Source organism: Pseudoalteromonas sp. TB51 (genome assembly GCF_000498055.1).
Classification (GTDB): domain Bacteria; phylum Pseudomonadota; class Gammaproteobacteria; order Enterobacterales; family Alteromonadaceae; genus Pseudoalteromonas; species Pseudoalteromonas atlantica.
In genome coordinates, this window is record NZ_AUTO01000200.1 from 1 (window position 1) to 10,859 (window position 10,859).

8 protein-coding genes and 2 pseudogenes are annotated in these 10,859 nt (G+C 42.3%); 4 read left to right on the plus strand and 6 right to left on the minus strand.

Annotated features, from left to right (window positions below):
- The 3 genes and pseudogenes from L650_RS0110700 to L650_RS0110710 form a co-directional block, all read right to left on the minus strand.
- A pseudogene (locus L650_RS0110700) lies at positions 1–336 on the minus strand (ethanolamine permease); the annotation flags it as partial.
- Positions 337–356: 20 nt separating this feature from the next.
- Positions 357–1,235 (minus strand): ethanolamine ammonia-lyase subunit EutC, encoded by an 879-nt coding sequence (gene eutC / locus L650_RS0110705; protein WP_029773108.1) that lies wholly within the window; start codon positions 1,233–1,235, stop codon positions 357–359.
- Positions 1,235–2,638: an ethanolamine ammonia-lyase subunit EutB gene (locus L650_RS0110710; protein WP_029773109.1), complete on the minus strand. Its 1,404-nt coding sequence runs from the start codon at positions 2,636–2,638 to the stop codon at positions 1,235–1,237. Before L650_RS0110710 ends, eutC begins: the two co-directional genes overlap by 1 nt.
- 219 nt (positions 2,639–2,857) lie before the next feature.
- Between L650_RS0110710 and L650_RS0110715 the strand changes: the two genes are divergently transcribed.
- Both L650_RS0110715 and L650_RS0110720 read left to right on the plus strand, forming a co-directional pair.
- Positions 2,858–3,826, plus strand: a complete 969-nt coding sequence (locus L650_RS0110715) for a helix-turn-helix domain-containing protein (RefSeq protein ID WP_029773110.1) — start codon at positions 2,858–2,860, stop codon at positions 3,824–3,826.
- A gap of 336 nt (positions 3,827–4,162) precedes the next feature.
- Positions 4,163–4,726, plus strand: coding sequence for a cytochrome b (locus L650_RS0110720; protein WP_029773111.1), 564 nt, complete (start codon positions 4,163–4,165; stop codon positions 4,724–4,726).
- A 31-nt stretch (positions 4,727–4,757) separates the two neighbouring features.
- Here L650_RS0110720 and arfA read toward each other — a convergent pair whose 3' ends face one another.
- The 3 genes from arfA to L650_RS0110735 form a co-directional block, all read right to left on the minus strand.
- Positions 4,758–4,958 (minus strand): alternative ribosome rescue factor ArfA, encoded by a 201-nt coding sequence (gene arfA, locus L650_RS0110725; RefSeq protein ID WP_024032961.1) that lies wholly within the window; start codon positions 4,956–4,958, stop codon positions 4,758–4,760.
- Positions 4,959–5,119: 161 nt separating this feature from the next.
- Positions 5,120–7,660: a TonB-dependent receptor plug domain-containing protein gene (locus tag L650_RS0110730; RefSeq protein ID WP_029773112.1), complete on the minus strand. Its 2,541-nt coding sequence runs from the start codon at positions 7,658–7,660 to the stop codon at positions 5,120–5,122.
- Between the two features lie 227 nt (positions 7,661–7,887).
- Entirely contained in the window at positions 7,888–8,865 is a 978-nt protein-coding gene (locus tag L650_RS0110735; RefSeq protein WP_029773113.1) for a sensor histidine kinase, read from the minus strand.
- 111 nt (positions 8,866–8,976) lie between these two features.
- On the opposite strand from L650_RS0110735, the pseudogene L650_RS0110740 reads away from it, so the two are divergent.
- Both L650_RS0110740 and L650_RS0110745 read left to right on the plus strand, forming a co-directional pair.
- A pseudogene (locus tag L650_RS0110740) lies at positions 8,977–10,310 on the plus strand (HD domain-containing phosphohydrolase).
- Between the two features lie 286 nt (positions 10,311–10,596).
- Positions 10,597–10,859: ferrochelatase (locus L650_RS0110745; protein ID WP_174380498.1), on the plus strand; the 263-nt coding region annotated here is incomplete at its 3' end.

Consider the following 10,859-nt stretch of genomic DNA (forward strand, 5'->3'; position numbering starts at 1 on the left):
GGCGGGGGCTAATGCATATTCAATTAATACCGCAAGGCCAGTTAAATAACCCCCAGCTGGGCCCATTGCTTGTCGTGCAAAACTGTAACCGCCACCCGCCGCAGGAATTGCTGCCGACATTTCAGCAAACGATAACACCAGCGTTAAATACATTATTGCCATTAACACCGCTGCAATGGCAAATCCGCCCCAGCCGGCTTCGGCTATGCCAAAGTTCCAGCCTGCAAAGTCGCCCGAAATTACATACGACACCCCTAGCCCTGCAAGCAATAACCAGCCCGCAGTGCCACTTTTTAACTGCCTTTGTGCAAGATACTCTTTATTGTTATTAGACATGTTGACCTCTTTTTATGGTTTTATTCCGCGATTAAAAAATTTGTGGTTTGAACCTGATGCTCTATTACATCGTCTTGTGTTCTGTCTTTTAAGTTAACCCCAGTAAGCCCGCACTTTTTGGCCTCTTGCAGTAAATATACGGCTCTTCGGGCAGCCTCAAAGTAGCTAAGCCCTGCAGGGCGAATGTTAGAAATACAATTACGGCAGGCATCGTTAAGCCCTGTTTTAGGCTCCCACGTTAAATAAAGGCCAAGGCTGTCAGGGGAACTAAGCCCCGGGCGCTCACCAATTAATACCATTACCACTTGTGCGTTTAACAGCTCGCCAATATCATCACCAATCGCTACGCGGCCTTGCTCTACTAGGGTAATTGGCGCAATTTTGTAAGGTGAGGGCTCAGTAGGAAGTTGCTTTAAAAGCTCGCTTATAAATGGCGCTGCGTTTTTTTGTACCGCCAACGACGATAGCCCATCAACTACCACAATGGCTAAATCGTATTGCGCCTGTGTACTGCTTTGCCTACTTTGCATAGTGTTTAAAAGCGTTGTACGCCCTGCTTGGTTTAGCTTTCGGCCTAAATCGGGGCGCTGTAAATAGGTAACACGATCAACAGCCTCACTTTGTACACTTAGCGGTTTTTCAACCACGCTAAGCGCATCAATAGCACTGAGAGTTTTTGTCATTTCGCTAATATCTAACGGAAAGTTAACCGCATCGCGCGCCTGAGCATGCGATAACTGAAACGCTAACATTTCAGCTGTAGGTAAACTAATGCCTGCGCGGCCAAGACCTATACGCGCATCGGTAAAACGGCGTAAATCGCTCCATGGGTTTTCAACCACTTTGCCATTATTGTGATCGTGGCTGCTTTGCGTGTTTATGCTTTTAACCGCTTTCATTACATCCCTCCTTGTACTGCTTTTAATGGCTTAGCAAAGGCAGTTGGTAAGGTGTTTGATAAAATAGTCTCGGCGGTATTTTCCATAATTTTCATTTTGCTAAGCCACGCTTCAAACTCGGGCGCTGGGCGCGAGCCTAAAACTCGGCGCACATATAAGGCATCATGAAATGAGGTAGTTTGGTAATTAAGCATAATATCGTCCGAACCAGGAATCCCCATTACAAACGAGCAACCCGCCACACCTAATAAGGTGAGTAAGTTATCCATATCGTTTTGGTCGGCCTCGGCGTGGTTGGTGTAACACACATCACACCCCATAGGTATGCCTAAAAGCTTGGCACAAAAGTGATCTTCAAGCCCTGCGCGAGTAATTTCTTTACCATCAAATAAATACTCAGGGCCAATAAAGCCTACAACGGTATTAACTAATAAAGGGTTAAACTTGCGTGCTACAGCATAAGCACGCGCCTCACAGGTTTGTTGGTCAAGCCCATGGTGTGCATTAGCCGAAAGCGAGCTGCCTTGCCCGGTTTCAAAATACATTACATTATTGCCAACCGTGCCACGCTTTAAGCTCAGCGCAGCATCTTGCGCCTCAGCTAGTGTATTTAAATTAAAACCAAAGCTTGAGTTAGTAGCTTCTGTACCGCCTATTGACTGAAACACTAAATCAACGGGCGCACCTGCTTCTATGCATTCTATGGTGTTAGTCACATGGGTAAGCACACAGCTTTGTGTTGGAATTTCGTATTTTTGAATTACATCATCCATCAGCGTCATTAACTTAATGGCTTGCGCTACGTTATCGGTGGCGGGATTAATGCCAATTACCGCATCGCCATTGCCGTATAAAAGGCCATCGAGCATGCAGGCAGCTATACCATTTATGTCATCGGTTGGGTGGTTAGGTTGCAAGCGGGTTGATAAATGCCCAGGCAAACCTATGGTGTTTCTAAACGCGCTTTTTACGTGGCACTTTTTAGCAACAAGTATGAGATCTTGATTACGCATTATTTTACTTACCGCAGCGGCCATTTCAGGAGTAATGGCTTGCCTAACACTTGCTAGTACCGCAGGCGTTGCAAAATCACTTAATAACCAGTTTCTAAAATCTCCCACGGTTAAGTGCGATATAAGCTTAAAAGCGTTTGCATCGTGCTCATCAATAATAAGGCGTGTAATTTCGTCTTGCTCGTAGGGAATAAGTACATCGTTTAAAAATGTTTTTAGCGGTACTTCGGCCAATGTCATCTGCGCAACAGCGCGCTCTTGTGCCGATTGTGCAATAACTCCCGCTAACCTATCACCCGAGCGCTGCGGCGTAGCTTTAGCCATTAACTGCGCTAAGCTCTTGAATTGATAAGTATGTGTTCCTAAAGTATAACTGTACATATGCCCCATGATTTACTCCGCATAACTAATATTACAAACCTTGGTATAGGTCTTGCCTCATATAAGCTATAAATCAATTTTGAATAGTCACAAGAAGGCTTAATTTGTACCAAGTGGCTATCGAATTTTGGCAAATCACGTTTTATTATTTTATTTCAGTAAGTTAATGCCTTTATTTGGCACTCACTTAAACTAAAAATATGTTTACTTTAAAAGAGCATCACCTATATGGCGCAGCAAGGCAGCAACAACGCACCACAAAAGAGCAAGGTATACACGCACGATATTGACGAGCAAGCCCATAACCTTACTCAATGGCAGCAAAAGTACGACCAAGTAAGCGATGGCCGCTTTTATGGCTGTATAGAAGGCGTAAATTACAACGATATTCATGCTTTTAAAGAATACACCGAGCGTGCGCTGCGCCAGCAATGCAATATAGCCCCTAACTCTATTTGGCTTGGCATACCGAGTCAGTCGCAGCAAAGTAAAATTAATGGCCTTGATGTAGCGAGCAATCAATTTATGTGCCGTACCAGCAGCAGCGACTTTGAGCTAATTACCCCTGAGCAATTTGATATTTACGGTTTGGTTATTGATTGGCATTCCATTGAGTACATGGCGCAGTTACAAGGCGTAACAATTAAAAACCTATCATCTGCGCAATCTGCTCGTTTAACGGTTAGTGACTCATCGCTGCAAACAGCAAGGCAAATTATTAACAGTATGGTTATAAATAAAGGCTTTGGGCTTAAACCAGAGTCACAGCAAGATATGCTTAGTATGCTAGCACTGCATTTACTGCAAGCCGATAACCCGCAGCAAAACATAGCCCCTAGCTACAAACACCGTAAAGCGGTGGTCGATAAAGTAAAAGAGTACGTGGCAGCCAACCCACAAAAAACTATTACTATTACAGAGCTTTGCGAGCTTACTTTTGTTAGTAGGCGCACGTTGCAGTACAGTTTCGAAAGCATTTTAGGTATTAACCCGCTTAGGTTTTTGCGTTTAACCCGTTTAAATAACGTAAGGCGCGAGCTTAAAGTTGTTGGTCAAACTAAGCCTATATCAATCATAGCGGCCAATTGGGGTTTTTGGCACGCAGGGCAATTTACTAAAGATTACACGCAGTTATTTGGTGAAAACCCCTCTCAAACCATCGCCAATAATTTAAAAGAAGGCGCCTTCGAGTATTAAATGCTGCGCATTGCGCGCGAGCAAGCTTCGCGCCTACAATTTTCACTTCTCATTTTCTCCTCATTCCCTTCTCTTTGTGCATTTTTGTATTAAAGATCAATAAATCACAAAGAGGTTAAGAGACGCTTCGCTTTTAGAGAAGCAACTTACATGTTGCGCGAGCAAGCTTCGCGCCTACAACTTTCACTTCACGTTGCGGGTTTATCCTTTTAAATTTAAAAAATAAGTTTCGTTAACCCTACTTTAACCCTCTATAGTTTAAGCTAGCTGCATTAATGTAGATTATTCAATTGTACACGCAACTAAGCGCCACTTTTTAAGTTAGGAATAACCACAATGAAACTTACAAAAGATACAACAAGTACGTTAAGCAAAACCACCATAAGCCTGCATTGGATTGTAGCTATTTTAATTATTGGGTTATTAGGCTCAGGCCTATATATGGAAAACTTTAAAGCATTTTTTCTAATGAGTTGGCACAAGTCATTTGGCGTAATGCTGCTTGTTTTTGCGTTATTAAGAGTAACATGGCGCATTGTAAATGGCTGGCCAAAGCACGATGTTAAACACCCAAATTATGAGCAAGTGTTAGCTAAAATTGTGCATTACGTTCTTATAATTAGCATGTTACTTATGCCTATTTCGGGGCTGATTATGTCGGGCTTTGGTGGGCATGGCGTAGAGATGTTCGGGCTAGAGCTTATTCCGCACAACCCCAACCCAGAAAACCCACAAAAAAGCCTCGCTTTTAACCAAGGCTTAGCAGAGATAGGAAAAACCGTTCACGGTATTACAGCAAATGCGCTTCTTATCGCGTTAGGTTTACATATTGTGGGCGCTTTAAAGCACCATATTATTGATAAAGACAACACCCTTACGCGTATGCTTGGCAAAAAGTAGGTAGTTAAAAGTCTTATTTGATCGGTGCTATTTAAGCCGCGATTAAATAAGACTCTCGTCCTACGTGTTTGTTATTGCGCTTAAACGAGCCTTTCCCTTTTTTAGCTTTAACCACTTGAGGTTTAAACACTTTAGAGGTTACTAGCGCCGCCAGCGCATTATGATTAATAACACCTCGGCCGGTGTCTACCGCACTATTATTTGCGGCTTTGGTTTTCGATTTTTTAGCCATTTTATTTCCTAACTATTTATAACAATAAGAACCTTAAGAAGTGGCGATTGTATGCCTAATTTTCAACCTTGCAAGTGTTTTAACGCTCTTTTTCATAATAAATAAACATAAAAAAAGCGCAGTAAATAACTGCGCTGAGTAACAAGGTTTAGCTCAAATAATTAAAATTCAAAGCTTACTTTTGCATAATAAGTACGCCCGTCAAAGCCGTAAGGCAATGCACGTACAGGGTATTTAAACGCGCCGTTGGTAATAAAGTTAAGCACTTCGTCATCACCTAGCTCATCTGGGGTTTCATCAAAAATATTATCAGCCCCTACCGATACGTTAAATATTTCGTTAATTTGGTAGCTAACGTTTAAATCCACTAGTACTGCTGATTCAACTGTACTAGTTGGTTTAAACGACCCCGTAGGCGAAAGCTCACCTGGTAAAGGGATGTGGTCATTACCAAAGTATTTAACGTCTGTTTCGCCAAAGTAATTAAAGCGAAGCGTTGTTTCATACGCATCACGCTCATAGTCAAACGTTAAAGTTGCGCGCTCACCTGGCTGGCCGTCGGTAAAAAAGCTACGTTGTAAATCATCAAACGCCACCGACTCAGGAATACCTTCTTCTGCGTTCACGTTATCAATTTTAGTGTCGTTTAAGTTACCCGCAAAGGTTACTCCAAAATTACCGCCCTCTACATCAGTACGGTAAGAGGCAATAATATCAACACCTTGTGTAGTTGAATCTACAGAGTTTGAAAAGTAGTTAGCTTGCACTGCGCCGGTTGCTTGAAGCGCGGCTACGGCTTCATCGCTAAAGGCAACATCCTCTGCAGAAAGTAAACTACCAAGCGTAATACGGTCTTTAATTTCTACGCGGTAAAAATCAACCGTTAACGAAAGCTCACTTGTTACATCGTAAACAAAACCAGCACTGTAGTTAGTTGAGGTTTCAAGCTCTAGGCTATCTACACCTAACGCACTTGGAAAAGCAGTCCCCGTATTTGCAGTGAACGACTGTGTAAGTGTGCCATCAGAGCCTAGGTTAGTTGTAAATGCGGTATAACCACTTTGCTGAAGCGATGGCGCTCTAAAACCAGTAGAAACCGCACCACGTACTGCAAAGTCATCGTTAAATTCATAACGTGTCGCTAATTTACCAATTAAGTCATCGCCCGCATCTGAAAAGTCTTCATAGCGCAGCGCACCACTTACGTTCCATGCATCCGTTACCATGGTTTCTACATCTACATAAAACGCATAGCTGTGGCGATCGCTCTTGTTTGTTGCCTCTGGGCGCAAACCGTTATAAGCCTGAAAACCACACTCAGCAAATTGATCAGGATCGTTTGCTGAAGGGTAAGAAGCATCGGTATTTGCCAAGCCACATGCATAAGAGGCTTCATCGCCAGGGACTATTTCGTAGTTTTCTTTACGGTATTCTGCACCAATAGTTACATATAAAGGCTCATTGCGGCCAATATCAACAATGCCGTTAAAATCAGCATTAACTGTTGTTTGATCAAATCTAAAACCACCAGAGTAACCGCCGCTTGGGCCTGCATTGGCTGCTATATCGGCATCGCTTGCATCTGGGTTATTAAATACGTACTCCGCCGCATAAGAGGCATTTATAGTATTACGTGAGGTAAAGTCGTATTGGTTTTCGCCATACACTGCCGATACATCGTATCCCCAATCTGGGTTTATATCGCCTCTAAAACCAACCGCTACTGAAATATCTTCAGCTTCGTTATAAATGCGGGGTAAAAAACCATCGCTGTATACTTGCGTTACATTTTTAGACGCTTCGTTAAAGTTACGGTAAAAACCATTACCCAGCGCGGTGCGCTCAGAGTAGCCACCAAATGAGTACAATTCGCTGTCGCCCATTGGCAAAGCCATGTTGTAAAATAACGAGGTAAATTCACTTTCTGAGTTACCTTGGCTCCAACGTACATCTTCACTCAGCGTGCCTGGCTCAACATTTAACGACCCACCGGTATCGCGCTCTGCACGGTTAGTGCCATCGGCATCACGATACTCAAGCGATAAATTAATAAAACCGCCTTCGTTACCTAAGTCAAAACCACGGTTTAAACCTGCAGAAAGCGTATCGCCGTCGCCTTCACTGGTGCCGCCGTACTGTACGTAACCCGTTGTTACGCCAGTTGAATTATTAAGCGATAAGTTAATTACGCCAGCTATCGCGTCAGAGCCATATTTAGCTGCTGCGCCATCGCGTAGTACTTCTACACCTTTAAGCGCAGTTAGCGGAATGGCGTTCATGTCGGTGCCGGCAGCGCCTGCACCTACAGTGCCATTAAGGCCAAAAATAGATTGATTATGGCGGCGCTTACCGTTAACCAACACTAACGTTTGATCTGGCTGTAAGCCGCGCAGCGTTGCTGGTCTAAATAAATCAGAGCCATCAGATACTTGCGTACGAGAAAAGTTAAACGACGGGGCAGTAGCTTGCAGACTCTGCCCTAGTTCTGTAAAGCCGCCTTTGTTTAAATCATCAGCGTCTATTAAATCAATAGGTGACGAAGACTCAGTAGAGGTGCGGTTAGAAACGCGCGACCCTAATACAGAAATTTGTTCGATATTTTGTGCAGCCTCAACAGGTGCTTCTTGAGCGCTTACAATGCTTGGTGCGCTTACGGCAAACGCAACAGCGGCAGCTAATGTATTTAAACGGTATGTTGACATGGTGACGACCCTGTTTAGTGTGTTCTTTAATATTTGTTATTGCGATGTAACGCATCGCACTGGGGAACATCCTAGCAACATATGCAAATAAAAAGAAATGAAAAAAACTAAATAATAGGTCTAACTATGCAAAAAAATGTAAATACTAAAAAATAACACTTAAACTTGTTTAAAACGCATACAATTAAGGATTTTAATTTCAACCCCAAATTAAATTAACACTTTATTTACAATGGGTTTATCACGCTTTCTTGTACTTTTACGGGTAACCAACAACAAATGGTAGTACCTGTTCCTAAAGTACTGCTAACTTCTATTTTTCCGCTGTGATCTTGCAAAATAAAGTTAACAACGGTCATTCCTATTCCTAATGAGTGGGCTGTTTTATGTGTAGTAAAAAAAGGCTTAAAAAGGTGCGCTTGGGTATTTTCATCCATTCCACAACCGTTATCTTTCACTTTTATACATACCCCCTCATTTTGCTGCGTTACGCTTAGTTCAATAATGGTGCCTTTTTCTAATTCATGTTCGCACGCTTGTTGAGCATTTAATAACAGCTCAACAAAAATTTGATGAATAGACGACAGCTCCCCCCAAATTAGCGGCACTTGCTCAAAATCAGTTTTTATTTCGCAGTATTTAAGCTGCCCTTGCAACACGCCTAAAGCAGAGCCTGCAACCTCGCTTACATCTAAATATTGCTTGTTATGGGTACTTGTAAATTGGCTAAGGTTTAATAAATTATGCACGGTTTGCTTTATGCGCTTTAAACCCTCTAGGCTTTCGCTCAACTGCGAGTAAATTTCGTGTCCATTCCATGCCAGTTCGTATTGTTTTTTTAGATCAACCAACACGTTTTTAAATTGCCCAGCATTTAATTGGCCGGTTAAAAACTGCTCGTTATAGTGAAGAGATTTTGATAAAAGAGGGCTAACATATTGCAAGCTTTCTATATTACTAATTACATACGAAAGCGGGTTATTTATTTCATGCGCAATACTGCAAGACAAAACACCCACACTTGCCATTTTGTCGGCCTGAACAAACATTTGCTGATACAAAGACAGCTCAGCAACGTTTTTGGTTAGTTCGCCATTTAACACAACTAACAATTGGCTTTTATCGGCAAGCAGTTGCTCTGCGGCTATACGCTTTTGCTGCTCATCTAAAAAGGCTTGTTTGTAGTCGTCGGTTAAAGTGCTCATCCTATTCGCTCCATAAATACGCATCCATGTATAACGTTTAGTTTGCCATACGTAATTATGCAAACTAGGGGCAATTTTTAGGCTATGCTTATTATTTTAAAAGGTAGCACTATGACCAAACCAGCAGACGCTGCACATTCAATCACTGCCGTAGATGTACTTTGTGTTGATGACGACGAAATTGTTCTGCGCTCACTAACCTCCTTATTAAAAAATAATAACTTTAGTTTTATGACCTGCAAAAGCCCAGTGCAAGCGCTTGAGCTTTTAAACAGCCACGAATTTAGCTTAATTATTAGCGACATGAAAATGCCCACCATGAATGGCGCGCAATTTTTAGAGCAAGCCCGTAACAAAGCCCCCGAAACACAACGTATTTTATTAACCGGCTACGCTGAAATAGAAACCACCCTAGCCNCGCTGTAAACCTAGCGCAAATTAACGGCTACATTCAAAAACCATGGCAAAACGATATGCTTTTGCGCAGCATAAACGACAGCATCGAAAAATTTCAGCTAAAAAAACAAAACAAGCAACTCGAGCAGCAAGTAAAACAGCAAAACAAAGAACTTCTCGAATTAAATAACTCGTTAGAGCAACGAGTAGAAAAGCGTACAAAACAAATTAAGCAGGTACTTAAACAGCTAGAAGATGCCAACGAGCGCGAAAAACACGAACACAAAGCCACCGTAGAGCTACTTTATAATTTTATAAACGCCAACCCATACTTAGATGGTAACAAAGCGCAAAAAATTGCCGACACCTGCACCCAAATAGCACTGTACTTAAACCTCTCGCAAAAAAGTATAGATTTAGCCCCCATGGCGGGTTACTTAGCGCAAATAGGTTTGCTTGCTATGGACCCAGAGCTCTATAAAAAGCCAGTGAGCCGGCTAAGCGAACAACAGCGCAAAGCCTTTTATACACACCCAAGCACAGCACAATTAATGCTTATGCCTGCTATACATTTACATGATGTATCTGATGCAATTTATCATCAATATGAGCGCTTTAACGGCAACGGTTTACCAAAAGGATTAGCAGCAAACGACATTCCTATTGGCGCTATGGTGCTTAGCGTTGCTCGCGATTATTGGAACGCATTTGAACAAAGCCAAAGCCCCACAGACAAAGAGCGCCACAGCGATGCGCTCGAAAGCGTTAAAATGTACAGTGGCACTTTTTACCACCCTAAAATTGTGCGCGCACTCGAGGCAAGCCATAGCAAATTAAATGAGCAACTTAATAATGCGGGCTCTATTATTATATGCAGCGCTCAAGAGCTAAAAGCCAATATGATTTTAGGCCATACGTTACACAGCCACAGCGGTATTATGTTGTTACCTAAAGGCCATGTGTTTGGTAAAAAATCCATCGAAAAACTACAGCAATTAGAAGCCAAAAAACCGACCCCGTTTAGAATAATGGTAAAAAGCGCTAAATGAGTGATCTAAACTGTGGCTTTTTTCGTTACAATTACCGTAAATAAGCTAAACTAATTCAAACAGGTACCTATTAATCTGGGTATAAATTTTAAACTGTTTAATACCAATCCGCTTAATTAAGTGATTTATTTTGAGGATGGAAAAACGTGTTGATAGCTAGGCAAAAAAATTCGCTATTTAGTTGTTCTAAATGAGAATTGCTTAACGCTGGTAGCGACACGTTTAGCCCCGCAAAATGATTAAGTATTATCGCGAATTGGTATCACATTGCTTTAAGGAGCACAGCGTGTCGCGATTTTCTGCAGTCACTGACAATCCCCACGACGGACGTTTTAATCAAAAAACGGGCATTTTACTTACCAACTTAGGCAGTCCAGACGCGCCCACCCCTGCGGCACTGCGTACCTACTTACGTGAATTTTTATCCGATCCGCGCATTGTAGAAATTCCACGTTTAGTGTGGATGATAATACTGCACGGTATAATTTTGCGTATTCGCCCTAAGCGCTCAGCAAAACTATACGAAAGCATTTGGACCGAAAACGGCTC

Bases quoted from the DNA above. Each gene is read 5' to 3' on its own strand.
- eutC (WP_029773108.1), bottom strand. From the start codon at position 1,235: ATGAAAGCGGTTAAAAGCATAAACACGCAAAGCAGCCACGATCACAAT.
- L650_RS0110710 (WP_029773109.1), bottom strand. From the start codon at position 2,638: ATGGGGCATATGTACAGTTATACTTTAGGAACACATACTTATCAATTC.
- L650_RS0110715 (WP_029773110.1), top strand. From the start codon at position 2,858: ATGGCGCAGCAAGGCAGCAACAACGCACCACAAAAGAGCAAGGTATAC.
- L650_RS0110720 (WP_029773111.1), top strand. From the start codon at position 4,163: ATGAAACTTACAAAAGATACAACAAGTACGTTAAGCAAAACCACCATA.
- arfA (WP_024032961.1), bottom strand. From the start codon at position 4,958: ATGGCTAAAAAATCGAAAACCAAAGCCGCAAATAATAGTGCGGTAGAC.
- L650_RS0110730 (WP_029773112.1), bottom strand. From the start codon at position 7,660: ATGTCAACATACCGTTTAAATACATTAGCTGCCGCTGTTGCGTTTGCC.
- L650_RS0110735 (WP_029773113.1), bottom strand. From the start codon at position 8,865: ATGAGCACTTTAACCGACGACTACAAACAAGCCTTTTTAGATGAGCAG.